Genomic DNA, 22,893 nt, shown 5'->3' with positions numbered 1-22,893 from the left:
TGGTGGTTTTTTTATTTGGCTTTTTATTACTAGATTTGAAAATCAACCAAAAACAACAACATTTTATGGAATTTAACTTTGCAGCAGTACTGGTAGCCTCGCTGGTCACTTTGCTTGTCGGATTTGTATGGTACAACCCAAAAGTTTTCGGAACGATCTGGATGCAAGAAACGGGAATGACTGAAGAAAAAGCCAAACAGGGAAACATGCTTAAAATTTTCGGATTAACAATCTTCTATTCATTACTGCTTTCTTCAGCTGTCCCAAGTCTGGTAATCCATCAGATGGGAGCATTCGCGATGATAGGCGGACCAGCTTATGCAGACAAGGCCCTTCCCTCTTACGCTGCTTTTATGGCGGATTATGGTGATGCCTTCCGCACATTTAAGCATGGAGCACTTCACGGTTTCTTATCAGGGCTCTTTATTGTTTTACCAATCACTTCCGTTAATGGATTGTTTGAACAAAAATCCTGGAAATACATGTTGATTAACGCCGGCTATTGGATTGTTTCCCTAACTATCATGGGCGCAATCATCTGCGGATGGAAATAAAAATTAACATTTTATTATAGCACAATCGCTCTACATTTGTAGGGCGATTTTTGTCTTTATGAAGCTGCCTTATCATTATAAAATATTTTCTTCAGCAACAGAACTTCCTGATTCATGGGATGCTTTGGCTGTTTCCAATATTTTTCTTTCGACTGATTATCTCAAAGCATTGGACCAATCAGCGCCAAAAAACATGACCTGTCATTACATTGGCTTATTTAACGATAAGACACTTATAGGCATCGCCCTTTCCCAGTTTCTGGATCTGAACTTAGTGGATTCTTTCGGAGAACGCGACAATTGCATTAAAACTTCGGTTCGAAATTTTGTATTCCGAAACTTTACTTCTCATGTCTTATTCATGGGTAACAATATGCTTACCGGTCAAAACGCGTTTATTTTCGCAAAAGAGCTTAATCCAAATGAAGGCGTTACACTATTGCATGAAGCAGCTCTGGAACTTCAGTCCCGATTTAAGAAAAAAGGCAAAAAAGTCCACCTGACTACGTTTAAGGATTTTTTCACCCACGAAAAAGATGTTTTAGAAGCGCCGGAATTCCAGTCGTTTTACAAGTTCTCGACCCAACCGAATATGATTTTCTCGATAGCCGATAACTGGAAAACCGAAGAAGATTACATTGGCGCTTTAAGCAAAAAATACCGCGACCAGTACAAAAGAGCCCATAAAAAACTGGACGGGATTGAAAAGCGAAAAATGAATCTGGCCGAAATTGAGCAGCACAACGCAACGCTCAATGCACTTTATCACAATGTAGCCAAGAATGCGCCTTTCAACACGTTCTTTTTATCGGAAAACCATTTTTACGAACTCAAAAAGCAATTGGGCCATAATTTCCTTTTTTACGGCTATTTTCTGGAAGACAAATTAATCGGGTTCAACACACTAATTAAAAATGGTAGCGTTATTGACACCTATTTTTTAGGATATGATGACGAGCATCAAAAGGAAATGATGGTCTATCTGAACATGCTTTACGATATGATCAACTATTCCATTAAAAAACAATACAAAGGAATTGTTTTTGCCCGAACGGCTTTGGAAATTAAAAGTTCTGTAGGCGCGAAGCCTTATGAAATGGTTGGTTTTATTCAGCATTCGAATCCGCTGATTAACCGTTTTGCCGGCAGGATTTTCAAATCACTCGAACCGGAAACGATTTGGCAGGAACGGAACCCTTTTAAATAGAAGGCAGGTTGCAGAACGCAGTATTCAGGAGCAGTGGTCAGAAAGTAACAGTTTGCAGCTAAAAAACCATCAAAGAATACCCCAAGTGATTCTCTAGCCCCGATGGAAGCGGCATCCTTTTTTTGCTTTGATAAATGGCAAAAAAAGATAGAGCGAACAGCGGGAAAATGGTATATTCTTAGCCCAAGCCATTCGCTCCGAAAACATTTCATATCGTTTCCAGTTCCATTTGAACGTTTTCCCACTCTTCCAACAACTGATCCAAATCTTTCTTTTTCTTTTCGTACGCCGCAAAGAAATTAGCATCTCCGGCGTGTTTGTCGTAGTTATCCGCCAAAGCCTTGTCGTCGTGCTGAATATTTTTTTCCAACTGCTGAATCTGACTTTCAATTTTACTCAGACGGTTTTGCAGTGATTTGTTCTTTTTTTGTTCGTCGTAGGAAAGTGATTTATTTTCTTTGGGTGTTTCTTTTACCACAACATCTTTCTTCTCCACTTCCCGCATGTTTTCCATTTTACGTTGCTCTAAGAAGAAATTGATGTCACCTAAATACTCCCTGATCTTCTGATCTTTGAATTCGTATACGATATTTGACATCCCCTGAAGGAAATCACGGTCGTGAGACACCAACAACAAAGTCCCTTCATATTGTTGTAAAGCGGCCTTTAAAACGTTTTTCGACTTAATATCCAGGTGATTTGTCGGCTCATCCATTACAAGTACGTTTATAGGCTGTAATAACAGTCGGCACAACGCCAAACGGTTTCTTTCGCCTCCAGAAAGCACCTTTACCTTTTTCTCTACATCATCCCCGCGGAAAAGAAAAGCCCCTAACATATCGCGCACTTTGGAACGGTTCGTATCGGTAGCCGCTTCGATCATTGTATCCAGCAAGGTTTTTTCGCCATCCAGATATTCGGCCTGGTTTTGGGCAAAATACCCCAACTGCACATTGTGCCCTAATTTTATGCTTCCTCCGAATTCGAATTCGTTTACGATGGCTTTCATGAAAGTAGATTTCCCCTGTCCGTTCTGACCTACGAAAGCGATTTTACTTCCGCGTTCCACCAACAGGTTAATATCTTTTAGAATGGTTTTTTCACCATATGCTTTGGTTACGTGCTCCGCTTCCACAACCACACGTCCCGGTGTAATTGAAACGGGAAACGAAATGTTCATGACCGAATTATCGTCTTCGTCCACTTCGATGCGTTCCACCTTATCCAATTTCTTAATTAAGGATTGTGCCATAGAAGCTTTGGATGCTTTGGCTCGGAATTTCTCGATCAGTTTTTCCGTTTCTTCTATTTTCTTGGCCTGATTTTTTTGGGTAGCCAATTGCTTCTCACGGATTTCCTGACGCAATACCAAATATTCCGTATACGGTTTGTTGAAGTCGTATGCTTTTCCTAAGGAGATTTCAATCGTGCGGTTGGTCACATTGTCCAGGAACATTTTATCGTGGGAAACAATCACCACTACGCCCGGAAAGGTTCGAAGGAAACTCTCCAGCCAGATGATACTTTCGATATCAAGGTGATTGGTAGGCTCATCCAGCAATAGTATATCATTGCTTTGAAGTAACAGTTTAGCCAATTCGATACGCATTCTCCAACCTCCTGAAAAAGTATCGGTCTGGTTATTGAACTCTTCGCGCTTGAATCCTAATCCCAATAAGATTTTTTCCGTTTCACCAACATAATTGTATCCACCTAAAATTTCGTAATGATGGGTAACATCACCTAATTGCTCAATCAATTCCGAGTAGCCTGCACTTTCATAGTCCGTTCTTGTAGCCAGCTGGTGATTGATTTCATCGATTTTTAATTCGGCATTTCTGATTTCCTCAAAAGCCTGATACGCTTCTTCCAAAACGGACCTTCCTTTAACGAAATCAATATCCTGACGAAGGAAACCGATCTTCACCTCTTTTTCTGTGGCAATACTTCCGGAATCCGGCTGTAAATCACGGGACAAAATTTTAAGCATAGTGGATTTTCCGGCTCCGTTTTTACCAACCAAACCTACTCTGTCTCCGGCGCCCAAACGAAAAGTTACCTCTTCAAACAGAAAAGTCCCACCAAAAGAAACCGACAAATTGTGAATATTAAGCATAATATAGTACTGATGTTACCAAGGCAAATCAACAAATGATTTACCTTTACATAAATTTTTTTGCAAATGTTAAAAAAAGGATCCAAACTAAACAGCATTTTAACAGGAAGTTGTCCTAAATGTCAGGAAGAGAGCATGTATTCTGACAAAAACCCGTACCATTTATCGAATACTCTAAAAATGCATGAGACCTGCAGCCATTGTGGAACGCGATATAAAATCGAACCTTCCTTTTTTTATGGCGCGATGTATGTGAGTTACGGTGTTGGAATTGCGTTTGGAGTTGCATCCTTTGTAATCACGCACCTATTCTTACATGCAAATCTTAAGACCTCTTTCATTGCTATAATTGCCACATTAATTGGCTTTATGCCGGTCATCATGAGGTTGTCCCGAAACATTTGGATCAACATCTTCATCCATTTCGACAAAGACTGGAAAAACAATAAGTAATTATCTCTTCTTTTTTACAAACCGTTTGATATCGATCTGCATGTCCAATGTTTTGCCATTTTCAATGTGACTGTACAATTCCCTTGCTAAAAAAGGACCGAGCATTACGCCTCGGGTTCCAAGTCCATTCAGGATATGCAACCTATTAAATTCTGCATGCGTTCCCACTAATGGTCGACGATCGTTTACCGTTGGACGCACCCCGGCAAAATGATCTATGATTTCAAAATCACAATCAATTAGTTCTTTTAAATTATTTATTAATTCCTGCTTTCCTTCTTCGGTTGGCGTATCGGTCTTATCGTCCCAATTGTACGTCGCACCCACCTTGAACAAATCGTTCCCTATTGGCAATATGAAAATACTGGCCTTCAAAACCACATCCAGATTCAATTCCGGCGCTTTGATTATCAGCAATTCTCCTTTTGTACCGTCTAAAGGCAATTGATTAAAATAGGGATTGTTACGCAATCCGAATCCTTCAGCAAAAATAATATGCTTCGCTTCGATGTCTTTATACTTCACCGCTTCCTCAAGAATGTCTATCTGAGCATAATCAAACGTTTCGTTTACGATCAGATTATTCTTTTGCAGATATTCGACATAAGAGGTTATAAAAGTGGCTGTATCCACATAACCTGTATGCAAAACTTCCCCGAATCCAAATTCAGATGAAATCGATTTGTATTGTTTCTGAATGAGTTTTGTAGACAGAAAAGGTGACAGTGAAGGTTTATCGGCAGCCTGAAACCAGTTGTTTTGCTCTTCAATGGAAGCAAATTTGCGATAAACCGGTATTTTATAATCAAAAACAACCTGGAGTCGATCTTCGATTTTAGCATAAAACGGCAGTGCATACTCCAATTGCTCATTTGCCTGCCAAACCTGACTGAAACGCTTTAAAATAACCGGATTATATAGCCCCCCTGCCACATTTGAAGAGGAAGAGGAATAATCTTCTACAACAAGGAATGATTTACCATTTTGAAGCGCCGTTTCGGCAAAACAAATTCCGGCGATACCGGACCCAACAATTAAATAATCTATCATGGTACAAAAATAAAAAACTCTCACCGTTATGGTGAGAGTTTTTATATAATTAAAAAGAATTTACTACTAGTAGTTCCACATATCCTGTTCGAAGTTGCGGATTTTTTCTTTTACACGCTCAGATTCTAACAATTGCATCTGAGAGTTCTCTTTCATGTAGTCTTCAATTTTTCTATCTCCGTATACATTCTCTTCTTTATAAATTACGGCGCTGAAACGACGTGCATTTAACAAGTGGTCAAACGTAAGCGGCATAGCTGAATTCTTGTCATTGAAAGCTTTGGCTTCATGTAATTCATTTCGGATTGACGGGAAGTATACCCAGAACAATTCGATCACGTCAGGGTTTTCTGCACCAATCTCTCTCGCTTCCGGAGCCACTGGACAAATACCCAACATTCTGTATTTCAATTCACCCTGTCTTTTATCAAAATACCAGTAACCTTTAATTTTGTAACCGGAAATATCAATTCCTGTCAATTCTCTCTTATCGATATACTGAGGATCCAAAACTTTAGTTGGAGTTCCAGGAACCGTTTCAGTTACCCATCTACCGTCAACTTTCTTTTTAACAGTTTTCGCTTTCGGAAAATAGTCATCATAATAAGTATTGATCTCATCACGACCTGCCTGCGTAGTATCAATGTAAGTGAAAGACGAAGCCATATCTTTTAATGTCTTCTTAGTATTAAAGTAGTCATCAGTATAAACTTCTGTAATTTTACCGGTTTTAATACCTTTTAAAAGAACATCAAAAAGAGAACGTCTGTCGCTACCAATGTTTACCGAGTCAATAGGATAATACAAAGGAAAGTTAACCCTTTCATCAAGGTCAATCACTTCCCAGATTGCTTTACCCATTAAGATATCGCGATCGTGCACATACCCGTAAGGCAATGGCTTATCGTTATCGGCATTCATTTGCGCAGCAGTTTTCTTCCCTATTTCAGCTGGAGTTTTAGCATTCAACAAGTTAGACTGTGCCAAAGATGCATAGCTTCCTGCCATTGCAAAAAAGACTACTAAAAAATTTCTCAATTTCATGTTCTAAAATTAAAGTTATTTAAGTTACTGTACTTAAATGATTATTGAATTTCGTAAACTACTGGAGAAACTCTAGGAGGTATAATCCCAGAAACACCAATAATCTTAGTTTTAATATCAGAGATAGTAATCACATCACCTCTACCTGCTTTAGACATAGCTGCTTTACACTGAGCATTAACTCTGTCACCATTTACAATTACAGCAGCCTGTCCAGGAGCTTTAAATGTAAACTGAGTAACTTGATATTGTAAGTCATATGCGAAATCTTCAAGCTTAGCAGAAATCTGAGATACTTCCAATCTAGATTTAGCACCTTTTGCACTACCAGTAGTTCCTCCGATAGCACCCATTGGAGCAGGAATATTCTTGATACGGAAAGATTTTTTATCAACAACTGATTTACCGTCAGGTAATTTACCAGTCACGCTAACAAGAACTTCAGTACCTGAACCTGGCGTCAAGTTATACTGACCTGGTTTACCAGCTCTAGCTAAACCTGGAGCAGAAGCACTTACTTTATCATCAGAGATACCAGCAAATGAAATTGTCATCGGGTTAGCTAACCCTCTATAAACAACATTCATTTTATCAGCAGAGATGTTAGCTGAGTTTGGTCTTGGTACTACAACGTACTTCTCTTTGAACTCAACCGGGATAGATTTTCCATCTTCGATAAATGTAAATTTACCAGAGATTTCTTTTTCACCTACACCACCAGCTGTAGCGTTGAATACTGCCTGACCGTTTTCAATTTTAGAGCTAGCTCCGTTTACATTGAAAGAGTTAGGAACAGTTGATTCATCATAACGACCTAATACTACTTTTCCTTTAACAGCCTCTCCTTGGAAAACTACAGACTTTTCGAAAACTACAATAGCTTTGTAGTTTGACATAGACGCTGCTTTTGCAGTTGTGTTACCAATCAAAGCATTATAAATATCCTGCTCTGTTTTTTTGATATCACTTTGAATAGCAGATAATTTTGTTAAAGATGCTACTGCAGGGAATCCTTTGAAGTGGTAATCTAAAAATAATTTAGTTACACCTTCATGATCTTTAACATCAGCAGTACTGAATTTAGCATTCAAATCTTTCATGATGATCTGATACTTCACATCCTTACCGATAACTCCAGCAATTCCGCTTTTGAATTTATCAAAAGCAGCAATGATTTCTTTTCCTTTTTTAGAATATCCGTCACCGCTAAACCATGCCTCATCAATTTTATCACCTTTATCCATAGACTCGTATGGTAATTTACCATCCTTATCTTTTTCAATATCTTTAGTGACATCATTCTTTAAAGCCTGGATATAATCGTTAAATTCCTTAACGATCGGCTTAACTTCTTTAGCCATTGCAAACGGAGCACCAAACTGTGCAGCATTTTCTCCAGCTTTAGATTCTAATTGACCGTATAAGCTTCCGTTATATTCTTCAGAGAATTTATTAACACCTTCGAATTTCTCATTCATCAAACCGAAAGCTGTTAATACTTCTTTTGACATATTTAATGCCAACATCGCGATGAAAACCAGGTACATTAGGTTAATCATCTTCTGTCTAGGACTTAATTTTCCTCCTGCCATTTTCTAATTAGTTTTTAAAAAAAGTTAATGATTTTGAAACTAATTAGCCTCTGTTACTCATTGCAGAAAGCATTCCGCCATATACATTATTTAATGAAGATAAGTTTGCAGTCAATGATTGCATTTGATCTTTTAATTTTAAGTTGTTTTCAGCAACTTCCTGGTTGATTTCAGCATTACGAGTAGCGCTTTCTAACTGTACTTTATACATACCGTTCAAAGTCTCTAACTGAGTAGCTGCTAAGCCCATTTCTTCAGCATATTTTTTCTGAGAAGCGATAGCATCAACTGTTGGAGCCATGTTTTTAGCAGCACCTTCGAAGTTCTTAATGCTGTTTCCTAAACTTGCCATTAACTCACCGTCAATTTTAGCTTCTTTCAACATGTTATCTAATTTCTGAGATAACAAACCTTGAGCTTCTGTTGGGTTTTCAACTTTCTTAGCTTCTTTCTTTTTAGCTTCACCTCCAGCTAATTCCGGGTAAACCAAAGTCCAATCCAATTCTGTTTCAGTTTCGAAAGCTGACAATCCGAAGATTAAAGCCTCAGTTCCCAAACCAATGATAAGGAATGTTCCTGCTCCTGGCCAGTGCATAATTTTAAATAATGCTCCGATAATTACTACTGCTGCCCCCATACCGTAGGCAAAACTCATCACTTTTTTTGGTAATACTGCCATAATAAATAAATTTTAGTTAGTTAAGTTAATATAAAAATTGGTTAATTTTTTCGAATTATTTTTGGTTTTTCGTGTTGCTTGTACCCATGTAATCCTGAACTGTTCTGAATCCGATATAAGATCTTGCAGAGTCAGCATATTCATAATCACGTGTACTTACCTGTAAGAAATAAGCAACATCTTTCCAAGAACCTCCACGTGTTACTTTACGCATGTTCGATAAATCCGGAACATTCGGGTTCATTGTTGACACGTACTCGTAAGCTGCAGGATCATAAGAAGAATCCGTCCACTCAGCTACGTTACCAGCCATATTATATAAGTGATATTCATTCGGCTCATACGATTTTGCTTCTACAGTATATAAAGCACCGTCTGCAGCGTAATCTCCACGGTTTGGCTTAAAGTTAGCTAAGAAACAACCTCTGTCATTTTTAGCATAAGGACCTCCCCAAGGATAAGTTCCTGACTCCAGACCTCCTCTAGCTGAATACTCCCACTCTGCCTCTGTTGGCAAACGGAATGAGTTCACCTGATCTCTTCCTTTTTTCTTTTTGATGTATGAATTCTTATTCATAGTTCTCCATGCACAAAACGCCTTAGCCTGTTTCCAAGATACCCCAACTACAGGATACTCACCATACGCCTGGTGCCAGAAATAATCATTATGCATTGGCTCATTATAAGAGTAAGCAAAGTCTTTGATCCAAACTGTTGTATCCGGATAGATCTCAACATTTTCAGTTTTCATGTACTTACTTCTCTTAGTTCTGCTGCTTCCAACAGTTTTATCTTTTGCAGCTGCCTGAATATCCATCCACGTATAACGGAATTTCAATTTAGAAACATCAAATGTTCTTAATCCGTTATATGATTCTGTAGCCGGTAAATACAACGAATCCATTACCTCTACATAGTGCTCGTCCGGATATTTCTGAACATCATTATGCAATTTAACTTTTCTATTCAAACGTCTTCCAGCGTATGGATCCTCATCGGTACCAACACTATAATAGTTCTCATACATATATTTATCATACGCAGACATTTTAGCAGGATCCTGATCTTTAAAGGCAAAATCACCAATACTTCCAGTTTTCCCGTTTCCTCCACCAGGTTTTATACCTTGTTCATCAGCAAGAATAGCCAATCTTGTTCTGGTAATTGAATCCTTTACCCATTCCACAAACTGACGGTACTCACTATTTGTAATTTCCGTTTCATCCATATAGAATGAACGTACAGTAACCGTTTTAGTGGGAGCATCCTGAACATTAGCTAAATCATCATCTGATTTTCCCATAATAAATGCACCGCCAGGAACCAAAGTCATTCCAAATGGCTTCTCTGGATGCCATTTTCTTCCTTTAACTCCTACTAGCTCTCCTCTGTCGTTTTTGTGACAGCTACTAAAGAACAATGAAACAAGTGCTGTAAATGCTATGAACTTCTTCATATAAATCTGGGTTAATTATATATACATTTTTAAGGGCGTAAACCTATCTATTTATTTTTTAAAAAACAATTTTTTTACCTAAAAAAAACTTAAAAAAAAACAAATTGTCACAAAACAGACAAGGCTTATCGCAATTCTTTCTATTTATACTAAATTTTTTTTCTGCGCTTTCCACCATCTTTCAGGAATTTCCTGACTTATCGCACCCAAATAATCTTCATAGGTGCATGGTAATAACGTACTTCTTCTTAATTTATTGTTAATACCCGACAAAAAAGGTATTTCTATCCACCATCTCTCGGTCTTATCGCTTTTAAAGAAAATCAACTCTTCATCTTCAAGCGGAACAATATATTTCAAATACTCTTCTCTATCCCCAAACGGATATTCTTTGGAACGATAATGAAATCCTTCAATAAAATACCAAAGAACCTGCGCTGCCAATACAGATTCTGCCACAGAACCGTTATGATTGAACACTCCAAACGAAGTCACCTTATCGCTGATTCCGGAGTAGCGCGAAAGTACACAAATTTCCTTTCCATTGAATCCATTGGGATTAAATTTCACAAAATTTCCTGAATCCGCCGATTTTACGGAAGTCAAATCTACCGAAACCAGGTCTGCATCTCTGAAAACAGGCTCCGCTATGGCCGAATTATTGCAAATTTCCCCCAAGCGGTAGGCATCAAAATACAATTTCTCTATCAAATCGATTTCTTCCTGTGAATTGAAATACGTCTGATATCCGATGTTGCTATAATTGAACAAATTAGACGGCTCTTCTACAATCATACTTGACAAAAAAGAATTTGCCGGCACACCGGTCTCCTTCGCAAAATCGAATTTACTGTCTACAGAAACCACATTCACCATTTGCTCCAACTGGTCGTAAGCACGGTACATGGCATACGTCAAATCCTGCGATCCGCCAATAACAACGGGAACAACCTTATTCTTTATCAGATGCGCCACAGCATTTTTCAACACATAATAAGTATCTTCCAATGAATTCCCCGGAACAATATTTCCCAAATCCACAATCTGTGATTCCCAGTTTCCCGGAAACAGACTGTAAAACTCTTTACGCACATGTGTAAGATCCACATCGTAGTTCCCTTCACCCGAACCACGGTTATCCGTCACACCGATAATTGCAATCGCAGCTTTTTCGATAACCGGAAATTCGGCTTCCGAATGAAAAACAACTTTTTTACCCAACGCCTGACTGCTCAAGCCCTGAACGAACTCAAAAAACTCAGAATCAAGTGGTTGAAAAAAATCAAATACCATAGTTATTTCTTTTTAGCAGGTGCTTTCTTAGTTGTTGTTTTTTTGGCTGCGGTTTTCTTTGCCGGAGTTTTTTTCTCAATCAATTCCTTCACTTGCTCTAATGTCATTGCCGCCGCATCCACATCCTTGCTCAATTCGATTTTAATTTTTCCTTTAAGGATAACCGAACGACCCCAACGTGCTTTTTCCACAACAATTCCTTCGGATTCCCAATTATGGATAACCTTATCGATATTCTTCTGCAATTTATCTTCGATCAATTCTTCCACATCGGATTGTGAAAGATTATCAAAATTATATTTCTTGCTTACATTAATAAACACACCATTCCATTTGATGAAAGGACCAAAACGGCCTACCCCTTTCTGAACCGGCTCATTTTTATACATGGCGATCGGCGCATCAGCTTTCGCTTTCTCATCAATAAGCTCTTGCGCTCTTTCCATGGTTACATCCAATGGATCTTCTCCTTTCGGTAAAGAAATAAATACACTTCCATGACGCACATAAGGACCAAAACGTCCATTGCTCACTTCCACTTCTTCTCCTATATATGTACCTAACACTTTTGGAAGTAAAAACAGATTCAATGCTTCTTCCAAAGTGATACTGCCGATATTCTGTTCCGTACGCAAACTTGCGAACTGCTTGTTCTCGTCATCAGCATCTCCGATTTGTGCCATTGGCCCAAATTTACCCAAACGAACACTCACTTGCCTTCCGGTTTTCGGATCCGTTCCTAAAATACGTTCACCGCTTTCTCTCTCGGCATTCTCTTCAACATTTTTAACCGTTGGATGGAAATGATTGTAAAAATCGCTCATCATTTTAGCCCATTCGATATTTCCTTCAGCAATTTCGTCAAAATCCTGCTCTACTTTTGCAGTGAAATTATAATCAAGGATTGTTTCGAAATTCTTAACCAAAAAGTCGGTTACAATAGTTCCGATATCGGTTGGAACTAATTTTCCTTTATCCGAACCCGTATTTTCTTTTAGTTGCTTCTCTTCCATTTTCCCGGATTGAAGCACTAATTGCGTATATTTTCTTTCCTGACCCTCCAAGTTCCCTTTCTCAACATAATTTCTGTTGATGATAGTCGAAATTGTCGGCGCATAAGTTGACGGACGTCCGATCCCCAGTTCCTCCAGCTTTTTCACTAAAGACGCTTCGGTATAACGGGCAGCAGGACGTGTATATCGTTCCGTTGCTGTAATGTAATTATTCTGAAGTCTTTCGCTGACTTTCATGGCCGGCAACATCCCTTCCTGTTCTTCTTCATCATCATCGTGACCTTCCAGATACACTTTCAGGAAGCCTTCAAATTTGATCACTTCACCGGTTGCTGCAAAAAGTTCACTGTGATTATTCGCTTCGATTTTAACATTGGTGCGCTCCAATTCGGCATCGCTCATTTGAGACGCCAAGGTTCTTTTCCAGATCAGATCATATAAACGTGCCTGATCGCGATCAATGTTTACCGAATGACGTGTCATATCTGTCGGACGAATCGCTTCGTGCGCTTCCTGTGCCCCTTTGCTTTTGGTAGCAAACGTTCTCGGCTTAGAGAACTCTTTTCCGTAAGATGAGATGATTTCAGCCTGCGCAGCATCCATTGCTTCTTTGGAAAGGTTCACACTGTCCGTTCTCATATAAGTAATAAGTCCGGCCTCATACAGACGCTGTGCTAACTGCATGGTAATTCCAACCGGCAAATACAATTTACGGGCCGCTTCCTGTTGTAAAGTTGATGTTGTAAAAGGAGCTGCTGGTGATTTTTTGGTAGGTTTTGTTTCCAAATCCGCTACCTTATATATAGAGCCGATATTCTGATTCAGAAAATCTTCGGCTTCTTTTTTCGTATTGAAGTTCTTTGGCAATTTCGCTTTAAACGCTCTTCCCGCTTCATTTGTAAATTCGGCTACAACCGAATAAGAAGCAACTGCATTGAAGTTCTGGATTTCACGTTCACGTTCCACGATCAGACGAACCGATACCGACTGCACACGACCGGCAGACAATCCGCCTTTGATCTTACGCCATAAAACCGGTGACAATTCATAACCCACCAAACGGTCCAAAACCCTTCTCGCCTGTTGCGCATTCACTAGGTTATAATCAATACCTCTTGGATTTTCGATTGCTTTCTGTATAGCAGTTTTCGTGATTTCGTGAAAAACGATACGTTTGGTCTTTTTCGGATCCAATTTTAATTCTTCCGCCAAGTGCCATGAAATAGCCTCTCCCTCGCGGTCCTCATCGGAAGCCAACCAAACCATATCGGCAGCTTTAGATAACGTTTTCAATTTACTCACCAAGGCTTTTTTATCCGGAGAGACTTCATATTTCGGTTTGAAACCATTCTCCACATCTACACCAATTTCCTTTGAAGGTAAGTCGGCGATGTGTCCGTAGCTTGATTCTACCTGATACTCGCTTCCTAAAAACTTCTCTATGGTTTTCGCCTTTGCCGGTGACTCAACGATCACTAAATTCTTTGCCATTTACTTTTAATTTATGCCGCAAAAGTATAGGAATTTTTTAAATATTGCATTTTCACCTATTTTAAATGTAAATTTTGTCGATTAAAGTCATGAGAAAAGATTGTGCTCACGTCTTAAAAAAAATAATTCAAACATCCGAAACCAAAAAGTTATACCTATATATATAGTAACTTTTTTAAGATAATCACCTTCAAAAATATTTCCGCCCATTTCATTGCACATCAGACAGCAAATTTGTAATTTGTTGATAGAACCAAAGCACAAAAAGCAACTGTTCAATGAATCGAGACGAACAATTAGCCAAATTAAAACAAACCGAATTTTGGGATGTTATTATAATTGGAGGCGGCGCATCCGGCTTGGGAATTGCGCTCGATTCAGCAAGCAGAGGTTACAAAACTGTTTTAATTGAAGCGGTTGATTTCGCAAAAGGAACATCCAGCCGAAGCACAAAATTAGCCCACGGTGGGATTCGGTATTTAGAACAATTGAATGTAGCATTAATACGCGAAGCCCTGAAAGAAAGAGAACTGATGCTGAAAAATGCAGGTCACTTGGTAAAAAACCAATCCTTTGTGATTCCTATTTATAGTCGTTTGAACGGTTATTATTTCTCAGCAGGATTAAAGCTGTATGACTTACTTGCCGGAAGCACCCGTTTTGGAAGTTCGCAATCGCTATCGAAAGAAAAAACAATTGAATTGTTGCCTACGATAGTACAAGAAGGCTTACAGGGAGGCATTATTTACCATGACGGTCAATTTGACGATGCCCTTTTTGCCATAAATCTTGCCCAGACAGCTATTGAACATGGCGCTTGCATCTTAAATTATACGAAAGCCGTCAACATCTTAAAAAATGAGGAAACTAAAATTTCAGGGATTACAGCAGAAGATCAGGAAACAGGCGAAACCTATACATTAAAAGGAAATATCGTCATCAATGCAACTGGAGTTTTTACCGGTGACATCATGAGTCTGGACAATTCAAAAAAAGGAAAGCACATTATTCCAAGTCAGGGAATCCATCTTGTTTTCGACAAATCTTTTCTACCTACCGAGAATGCACTTTTGATTCCGAAAACCAGCGACGGCAGAGTACTTTTCATCGTTCCCTGGCAGAACAAGATCATTGTAGGCACTACCGATACGCCGGTGGACGAACCTACTTTAGAGCCACAGCCATTAGAAGCGGAAATCAATTTCATTCTTGAAACTGCTCAAAAATTTCTATCGAAAAAACCGCAACGAAGCGATGTTCTCTCCGTTTTTGCCGGACTACGCCCATTGGTACTTCCAAAAAAAGAAGGCGTACAACCCAAAGAAATATCCCGAAACCATCAAATTCTTATTTCCGACTCCGGTTTAATTTCCGTTATTGGCGGCAAATGGACCACTTACCGCAAAATTGCTGAAGATGTAATTGACAAAGCCATTGAAATCCATCATCTGGCAAAAGTCAAATGCAAAACGCGACATATTCCTATCCACGGTCACCTGGTCTCAAAAGAATCCGAACAGAAAAATCACTTAGTTGTTTATGGATCGAATATTTCCGAACTTTTGAAACTACAGGAAAACGAACCGGAATTAAAAGAAAAATTACATCCCGATTACCCGTATACGTTATCGGAAGTGGTTTGGGGCGTACGAAATGAAATGGCAAGAACGGTTGAAGACATTCTAGCCAGACGACTTCGATTGCTGTTTTTAGATGCCGCCGCCGCCATAGAATGCAGTGAAAAAGTCGCCAGTCTTTTATCAAAAGAGCTAAATAAAAATGCGGATTGGAAAGAAAATCAAATTACCGATTTCAAAAAAGTCGCCCAGGGTTATCTTCTTAAATAAGGCTCTTTTCAAAGGATATTTACCAGCTTAAAAGTCATTCTGCCCTCAGGAATAAAGTTTGTTTTGCCTTATTATTGTTGACGCTCTGCTCCTATCTGCAATTGAGCTCCCAAAACTTTTGTTAAACAAATCTGCCATCTTGTCAGAAAATAAAATTTAGTACTATCTTTGCCCATAGATTTTACACTTTTAAGTGCTTTATGGAAAAGGAAATTGATGAGAAGAAACAAGGTACGAGCCTGGTTTTAGAACAAAAAGAAGAGAATACTAAGAAACTATTTATTGAAAGTTACGGTTGTGCGATGAATTTTTCGGACAGCGAGATTGTAGCTTCCATATTAACCGAACAAGGTTACAACACCACCCAAAATCTGGAAGAAGCTGATTTGGTTTTGGTAAACACCTGTTCGATTCGCGATAAAGCAGAACAAACCGTTCGCAAACGTCTGGAAAAATACAATGCGGTAAAACGCAGTATCAACCCGGGCATGAAAGTGGGCGTTTTGGGATGTATGGCCGAACGTCTGAAAAGCCAGTTCCTCGAGGAAGAAAAAATCGTGGACATGGTTGTAGGACCTGATGCTTACAAGGACTTACCGAATCTTTTAAAAGAAGTAGAAGAAGGCCGCGACGCCATCAACGTAATTTTATCGAAAGATGAAACTTATGGTGATATTTCACCGGTACGTTTACAGAGCAACGGTATCAATGCTTTTGTTTCCATCACGCGCGGATGTGACAATATGTGCACGTTCTGTGTAGTTCCGTTTACCCGCGGACGCGAGCGCAGCCGTGAACCGCAATCCATTTTAGAAGAAATCAAAGACCTGTTCGAGAGAGGATTTAAAGAAATTACGCTTTTGGGTCAGAACGTAGACAGTTACCTTTGGTATGGCGGTGGTTTGAAAAAAGACTACGACAAAGCCACTGAAATGCAGAAAGCTACCGCTGTGGATTTTGCACAGTTATTGGATATGTGTGCGATTCAGTTTCCGAAGATGCGTTTCCGTTTTTCGACTTCGAATCCGCAGGACATGCATGAAGAAGTGTTGCATGTTATTGCGAAACACCATAATATCTGTAATTACATTCACTTACCGGTACAATCGGGAAGTACACGTATATTAAAAGAAATGAACCGTCAGCACACCCGTGAAGAATACATGGCATTGGTAGACAAAATCAAGGCTATCATTCCGGGATGTGCGATTTCACAAGATATGATCACAGGTTTCCCAACTGAAACTGAAGAAGATCATCAGGACACCTTAAGTCTGATGGAATATGTGCAATATGACTTTGGTTATATGTTTGCGTATTCAGAAAGACCCGGAACTTTAGCTGCCCGAAAAATGGAAGATGATGTTCCCGAAGAAGTTAAAAAACGTCGTTTACAGGAAGTTGTTGATTTACAACAGGAAATAAGCCATAAGAGAACCTCACGTTTTGTAAATCAAGTGGTTGAAGTCTTGGTTGAAAAAGAATCAAAAAGATCGGATGCCCACTGGAGCGGAAGAAATTCTGAAAATGTGGTCACGGTTTTCCCGAAAGGCAATTACAAACCAGGTGATTTTGTACTGGTAAAAGTAGACGACTGTACGACAGCGACTCTTATCGGAGAAGCGATCGGATACAGTGAAATGCAATAAATATCATCAATTGCAACACAATCAATAATTAAAATGGAATCAGTTCAAGCCATAAAACAGCGATTTGAGATTATTGGGAACGACCCAAAGCTCAATCGTGCGATTGAAAAAGCCATTCAGGTAGCTCCGACCGACATTTCGGTTTTGGTTACCGGAGAAAGTGGCGTGGGTAAAGAAAGCATTCCGAAAATAATACATTCCCTTTCGCACCGAAAACACGGAAAATACATTGCCGTAAACTGTGGAGCCATTCCGGAAGGAACCATCGACAGTGAATTGTTCGGACACGAAAAAGGGTCATTTACAGGAGCAACCGGAACCCGTGAAGGTTATTTTGAAGTTGCGGACGGCGGAACAATCTTCCTTGACGAAGTGGGCGAATTACCGTTAACCACTCAAGTTCGTTTATTGCGTGTTCTGGAAAACGGTGAGTTCATTAAAGTGGGTTCATCGCAAGTACAAAAAACCAATGTTCGTATCGTGGCGGCAACAAACGTAAACATGTTTGAAGCCATTGAAAAAGGAAAATTCCGTGAAGACTTATATTATCGTTTAAGCACGGTAGAAATTATGCTGCCGCCATTGCGCGAAAGAGAGGATGACATTCATTTATTGTTCCGAAAATTTGCGTCGGATTTTGCACACAAATACAAAATGCCGCCCATTAAACTGGACGACAACGCCATACAATACCTGACAAAATACCGTTGGGGAGGAAATATCCGTCAGTTGAGGAATGCCGCCGAACAAATTTCAGTTCTGGAAACCAATCGCGACATCACACTGGCTACCTTACAGACCTATCTTCCGACAGAAGGTAGCAATTTGCCATCCGTAATCGGTACTAAAAAATCGGAAAGCGATTTCAGTTCGGAACGCGAGATTTTGTACAAGATCCTTTTCGACATGAAAAGCGACCTGAACGATTTGAAGAAACTGACTTTGGAACTAATGCAAAGCGGTAATGTCAAAAATGTTCAGGAAACAAACAAGAATCTTATCCAGCGTATTTACGGACAAAAAGAAGAAACCGAAGTGCCATTTGAAGAACCTTCATTAACAGCCTTTCCGGTGCAGAATCAAAATCTTCAGGAAGAATTTGAAGATGATGATGACGATCAGAATTATCTTTTTGCCGAAACTGTGGAAGAAGAGGATTCACTTCGTCTGGACGAAAAAGAAATCGAACTCATCAAAAAAGCATTGGAACGCAATAAAGGCAAACGAAAAGCCGCTGCGGATGAATTGGGGATTTCAGAAAGAACCTTATACCGTAAAATAAAACAATTCGATTTATAATATATTTGGATTTTAAAAATCAGATGAGACATTTACAATATATCATTGCCGTAATCACGCTGTCTTTTTTCAGCAGTTGTTCGGTCTACAACTTTACAGGAACCGGAAAAATCGACGCCAAAACCTTTCAGGTAAACTATTTCCAGAACAATGCGTCTTTAATTGAGCCAGGAATCGAACGGACTTTCACATTGGAACTGCAGGAATTGATCCAAAATCAGACCAATCTTAATTTAACGAATTCGGGTGGAGATTTGGTTTACGAAGGTGAAATCAAAGAATACCGAATTACGCCCATGACGGCAACCGCCGATCAGCAAGCAGCACAAAACCGACTTACCATAACAGTAAATGTGCGTTTTACCAACAGGAAAAAAGCGGATGATGATTTCGAAAAAGCGTTTTCCTTTTACTATGATTTTCCTGCCAACGAACAATTGGTAGGTTCCAGACTGACCGCAGCATTAGATGTAATTTTCGAAAGGATCACACAGGATATTTTCAATGCCTCTCTGGCAAAATGGTAATTTTTGAATAATGCACCGACAATCTCCGGATAATTCCATAAATTGTCGCATAAAAGATAAAAACGGACTTGAACGTACACGATTTAACATACCTGATTACCAAACCCGCCTCATTGAACGGAAGGCAGACCATTGAACTGGAAACGGTCTTGGATCAATTTCCGTATTTCCAATCGGCAAGGGCCATTCATCTGAAAGGACTTCATAATCAGAAAAGTTTCCGTTACAATCAGGAATTGAAAAAAACAGCGGCTTACACGGCCGATCGAAGTGTTTTGTTTGAATTCATCACTTCCGAAAATTTCACCTCCGTTCACAAAGCCTTTTTAGAAGAAAAAGAAGCGGCGATCAATGATATAATTGTCAATCAATATAAAATTGTCATTCCGCAGGCTATTGAAGTTAAGCCCAAGGCAAATCCTTTGGAACAGTCCATTCTGACTTCTATCCAGATTTCCGAACCGGAAACAGCAACAGAACAACCTTCGACAGAATCAATTTCTACTGAACAAATTCAGCCCGAACCTATTGCCGCAGAAGACGAAAAACCGAAGTCGCTGGAAGAAAAACTTGAAATCGGAAAACCGCTGGAATTCTCTGTTCAGGAAAAACATTCATTCCAGGAATGGCTGCAATTAGCAAAAGTTACTCCTATTAACAGGGAAAATGAGCCGAAAGAAACAGAATCTGACGAAGAGAAAAAGAAAAAATCAGAACTGATTGACAAGTTCATAGAGAATAATCCAAAAATATCTCCGGTTAAAAATGCTGTCATAACCCCTATAAACATTGAGAAATCCACACAGGACAACTCTTACTTGATGACGGAAACTTTAGCCAAAGTATATTTGGAACAGAAAAAATATCAGAAAGCAATTCAAGCTTATGAGATTTTAATTTTGAAATATCCGGAAAAAAGTACTTTCTTTGCAGACCGTATTTCGGATATTAGACTTTTACAACAAAATAATAATTAAAGAATTAAATATGTTTTCAATTTTTTTAGTGTTAATCACAATCGTATGTTTTTTACTTGTAGTGGTAGTTATGGTTCAAAATCCTAAAGGAGGAGGATTATCTTCTTCTATCGGAGGATCACAAATGATGGGCGGTGTACAGAAAACAAATGATTTCCTTGATAAAAGTACTTGGACATTGGCTGGTTTATTAATCGCTTTAATCTTATTATCAAGCTTAAGCTTCACCGGAAACTTAAGTGACAACGGTTCAAAAATCATTGACAACAGCGCTGCTGCTCCAGCACCGGTTGCTGCTCCAGCTCCAGCTGCTGCTCCGGCAACACAGGAGGCTGCAAAACAAGAAACTCCGGCTACTACTGAAGCTGCCAAACCGGCTGCTACAGAAGAAGCTGCAAAATAATATTTCTTTATTGAACGCTTTTAAAATGCCAGCCTGTCAGTGCTGGCATTTTTATTTAGTAAATTTGGCAGTCAGAAACGCTTGGCATAATTTCTGAAATGAGGCTAGCAAATTTTTGAAACCGACATGAAGATTTTCAGCAAATCCAATCGGCTCAAAAAACAGATTAAAAAAGTAAACTATCAAAAATTAATAACATATAAATAAAAGAGCTATGGCATTAAACATCAGACCACTTTCAGACCGCGTTCTTGTAGAACCTATGGCAGCAGAAACTCAAACTGCTTCGGGAATCTTCATCCCGGACACTGCTAAAGAAAAACCTCAAAAAGGGACGGTAGTTGCTGTAGGAAACGGAACCAAAGAACACACCATGACGGTACAAGTTGGTGATACTGTTTTATACGGAAAATATGCCGGAACCGATTTGAAATTTGAAGGCAAAGATTACCTTATCATGCGTGAGGATGACATCCTTGCAATTATTTAATCCAAAATAATCAAAAACATTCTCAAAATTCAGTTAACTGACGAGACAAATCAACAAATAAATAAAAAATGGCAAAAGATATAAAATTTGATATTGAAGCTCGCGACGGTTTAAAACGCGGAGTTGATGCATTGGCAAATGCGGTAAAAGTAACTTTAGGTCCAAAAGGACGTAACGTAATCATCAGCAAATCATTCGGAGCACCAACTGTTACTAAAGATGGTGTTTCAGTAGCAAAAGAAGTTGAATTGAAAGACACTCTTGAAAACATGGGTGCGCAAATGGTAAAAGAAGTAGCTTCCAAAACCAATGATTTAGCCGGCGACGGAACTACAACAGCAACTGTTTTAGCACAAGCCATCGTTAAAGAAGGATTGAAAAACGTTGCAGCAGGCGCTAACCCAATGGATTTAAAACGCGGTATCGATAAAGCTGTGGAAGCTATCGTTTCCGATTTACAAAAACAAGCCAAAGAAGTAGGAAGTTCTACAGACAAAATAAAACAAGTAGCTTCAATTTCAGCTAACAATGACGACGTTATCGGAGAGCTTATCGCAATGGCTTTCGGAAAAGTTGGAAAAGAAGGTGTAATCACTGTTGAAGAAGCAAAAGGAACCGACACTTATGTGGATGTGGTTGAAGGAATGCAGTTCGACAGAGGATACTTATCCCCTTACTTCGTGACCAATCCTGAAAAAATGGAAGCGGAACTGGAAAATCCGTACATTTTATTATACGACAAAAAAGTATCTTCTTTAAAAGAATTACTTCCAATATTAGAGCCGGTTGCACAATCAGGAAAACCATTGTTGATCATCGCTGAAGATGTAGACGGTGAAGCACTTTCCACTTTAGTAGTTAACAAATTACGCGGTGCCTTAAAAATAGCAGCAGTTAAAGCTCCAGGTTTCGGTGACCGAAGAAAAGCAATGTTAGAAGATATTGCTATCTTAACTGGTGGTACTGTAATTTCTGAAGAAAGAGGTTTCACTTTAGAACATACTACTTTAGAAATGTTGGGCACCTGCAAACGCGTTACTATCGACAAAGACAACACAACGGTAGTTAGCGGAAATGGCGAACACGATACAATCAAAAACCGTGTAAACCAAATCAAAGCTCAGATGGAAACATCAACTTCGGAATACGACAAAGAAAAATTACAGGAGCGTTTGGCTAAATTAGCCGGAGGTGTTGCTGTACTTTACGTTGGTGCTGCATCTGAAGTAGAAATGAAAGAGAAAAAAGACCGTGTGGATGATGCTTTACACGCAACACGTGCGGCGGTGGAAGAAGGTATCGTTGCCGGTGGCGGTGTCGCTTTACTTCGAGCTAAAAAAGTATTGGATAAAATCAAAGCTGAAAATGCTGACGAAGCAACAGGAATCCAAATCGTATCACGCGCTGTGGAAGCTCCGTTAAGAACAATCGTGGAAAATGCAGGTTTAGAAGGATCTGTAGTAGTGGCAAAAGTAGCAGAAGGAAAAGACAACTTTGGGTACAACGCTAAGACTGACGAATACGTAGACATGCTTAAAGCAGGAATTATCGATCCTAAAAAAGTAACCCGTGTAGCCTTGGAAAATGCTGCTTCGGTTGCCGGAATGATCTTAACTACAGAGTGTGCTTTAGTAGAAATTAAAGAAGAAAATGCCGGAGGCGGAATGCCTATGGGAGGCGGAATGCCGGGAATGATGTAATTTATTCATAAATAAATTCTTACAAAAAACTGTCTGAAGTACTATTCAGACAG

19 protein-coding genes are annotated in these 22,893 nt (G+C 39.2%); 11 read left to right on the top strand and 8 right to left on the bottom strand.

What is annotated here, in order from left to right:
* The first annotated feature begins 65 nt into the window (after nt 1-65).
* On the top strand, nt 66-554 hold the full coding sequence (locus AC3E9U_RS05195; protein ID WP_488745850.1) for a DUF1761 domain-containing protein: 489 nt from the start codon (nt 66-68) through the stop codon (nt 552-554).
* A gap of 58 nt (nt 555-612) precedes the next feature.
* Entirely contained in the window at nt 613-1,761 is a 1,149-nt protein-coding gene (locus AC3E9U_RS05190) for an 8-amino-7-oxononanoate synthase (RefSeq protein ID WP_488745849.1), read from the top strand.
* Between the two features lie 208 nt (nt 1,762-1,969).
* Here AC3E9U_RS05190 and AC3E9U_RS05185 read toward each other — a convergent pair whose 3' ends face one another.
* The gene (locus AC3E9U_RS05185) at nt 1,970-3,877 is read right to left on the bottom strand and encodes an ABC-F family ATP-binding cassette domain-containing protein (RefSeq protein WP_488745848.1); all 1,908 of its coding nucleotides are present in this window, start codon (nt 3,875-3,877) and stop codon (nt 1,970-1,972) included.
* Nucleotides 3,878-3,943: 66 nt separating this feature from the next.
* Between AC3E9U_RS05185 and AC3E9U_RS05180 the strand changes: the two genes are divergently transcribed.
* Nucleotides 3,944-4,330, top strand: a complete 387-nt coding sequence (locus tag AC3E9U_RS05180; RefSeq protein WP_488745847.1) for a DUF983 domain-containing protein — start codon at nt 3,944-3,946, stop codon at nt 4,328-4,330.
* Here AC3E9U_RS05180 and AC3E9U_RS05175 read toward each other — a convergent pair whose 3' ends face one another.
* From AC3E9U_RS05175 to topA, 7 genes are all read right to left on the bottom strand, one after another.
* Nucleotides 4,331-5,380: an NAD(P)/FAD-dependent oxidoreductase gene (locus AC3E9U_RS05175; protein ID WP_488745846.1), complete on the bottom strand. Its 1,050-nt coding sequence runs from the start codon at nt 5,378-5,380 to the stop codon at nt 4,331-4,333.
* Nucleotides 5,381-5,446: 66 nt separating this feature from the next.
* A complete protein-coding gene (gene porN / locus AC3E9U_RS05170) occupies nt 5,447-6,424 on the bottom strand; it encodes a type IX secretion system ring subunit PorN/GldN (protein WP_488745845.1) in 978 nt (325 codons plus the stop codon).
* A 41-nt stretch (nt 6,425-6,465) separates the two neighbouring features.
* Nucleotides 6,466-8,016 carry a type IX secretion system motor protein PorM/GldM gene (gene porM, locus AC3E9U_RS05165; protein WP_488745844.1) on the bottom strand — a complete coding sequence of 517 codons (1,551 nt, stop codon included), beginning with the start codon at nt 8,014-8,016 and terminating at the stop codon, nt 6,466-6,468.
* Between the two features lie 43 nt (nt 8,017-8,059).
* The gene (porL, locus tag AC3E9U_RS05160; protein WP_488745843.1) at nt 8,060-8,695 is read right to left on the bottom strand and encodes a type IX secretion system motor protein PorL/GldL; all 636 of its coding nucleotides are present in this window, start codon (nt 8,693-8,695) and stop codon (nt 8,060-8,062) included.
* Nucleotides 8,696-8,750: 55 nt separating this feature from the next.
* Complete coding sequence (porK, locus tag AC3E9U_RS05155) at nt 8,751-10,151, bottom strand: T9SS ring complex lipoprotein PorK/GldK (RefSeq protein ID WP_488745842.1); 1,401 nt, start codon at nt 10,149-10,151, stop codon at nt 8,751-8,753.
* 144 nt (nt 10,152-10,295) lie between these two features.
* Nucleotides 10,296-11,444, bottom strand: a complete 1,149-nt coding sequence (locus AC3E9U_RS05150; RefSeq protein WP_488745841.1) for a formimidoylglutamase — start codon at nt 11,442-11,444, stop codon at nt 10,296-10,298.
* 2 nt (nt 11,445-11,446) lie between these two features.
* On the bottom strand, nt 11,447-13,948 hold the full coding sequence (gene topA / locus AC3E9U_RS05145) for a type I DNA topoisomerase (protein WP_488745840.1): 2,502 nt from the start codon (nt 13,946-13,948) through the stop codon (nt 11,447-11,449).
* A gap of 278 nt (nt 13,949-14,226) precedes the next feature.
* Here topA and AC3E9U_RS05140 point away from each other — a divergent pair, with 278 nt between their 5' ends.
* The 8 genes from AC3E9U_RS05140 to groL all read left to right on the top strand — a co-directional run bounded on the left by AC3E9U_RS05140 (nt 14,227) and on the right by groL (nt 22,840).
* Nucleotides 14,227-15,795, top strand: a complete 1,569-nt coding sequence (locus AC3E9U_RS05140; RefSeq protein WP_488745839.1) for a glycerol-3-phosphate dehydrogenase/oxidase — start codon at nt 14,227-14,229, stop codon at nt 15,793-15,795.
* Nucleotides 15,796-15,995: 200 nt separating this feature from the next.
* Nucleotides 15,996-17,444, top strand: coding sequence for a tRNA (N6-isopentenyl adenosine(37)-C2)-methylthiotransferase MiaB (gene miaB / locus AC3E9U_RS05135; protein ID WP_488745838.1), 1,449 nt, complete (start codon nt 15,996-15,998; stop codon nt 17,442-17,444).
* 33 nt (nt 17,445-17,477) lie between these two features.
* Nucleotides 17,478-18,743 carry a sigma-54 interaction domain-containing protein gene (locus AC3E9U_RS05130; RefSeq protein WP_488745837.1) on the top strand — a complete coding sequence of 422 codons (1,266 nt, stop codon included), beginning with the start codon at nt 17,478-17,480 and terminating at the stop codon, nt 18,741-18,743.
* 23 nt (nt 18,744-18,766) lie between these two features.
* Entirely contained in the window at nt 18,767-19,270 is a 504-nt protein-coding gene (locus AC3E9U_RS05125) for an LptE family protein (RefSeq protein ID WP_488745836.1), read from the top strand.
* Nucleotides 19,271-19,338: 68 nt separating this feature from the next.
* Nucleotides 19,339-20,247 carry a tetratricopeptide repeat protein gene (locus tag AC3E9U_RS05120; RefSeq protein ID WP_488745835.1) on the top strand — a complete coding sequence of 303 codons (909 nt, stop codon included), beginning with the start codon at nt 19,339-19,341 and terminating at the stop codon, nt 20,245-20,247.
* Nucleotides 20,248-20,257: 10 nt separating this feature from the next.
* Complete coding sequence (gene secG / locus AC3E9U_RS05115) at nt 20,258-20,650, top strand: preprotein translocase subunit SecG (RefSeq protein WP_488745834.1); 393 nt, start codon at nt 20,258-20,260, stop codon at nt 20,648-20,650.
* Between the two features lie 214 nt (nt 20,651-20,864).
* Complete coding sequence (locus AC3E9U_RS05110) at nt 20,865-21,140, top strand: co-chaperone GroES (protein ID WP_488745833.1); 276 nt, start codon at nt 20,865-20,867, stop codon at nt 21,138-21,140.
* Between the two features lie 68 nt (nt 21,141-21,208).
* Complete coding sequence (gene groL / locus AC3E9U_RS05105; RefSeq protein WP_488745832.1) at nt 21,209-22,840, top strand: chaperonin GroEL; 1,632 nt, start codon at nt 21,209-21,211, stop codon at nt 22,838-22,840.
* Nucleotides 22,841-22,893: the final 53 nt, after the last annotated feature.

The organism is Flavobacterium sp. 21.1 (genome assembly GCF_057801535.1).
Note: the sequence above shows the minus strand (reverse complement) of the source record. Positions and strands in the feature narration are given on the sequence as shown.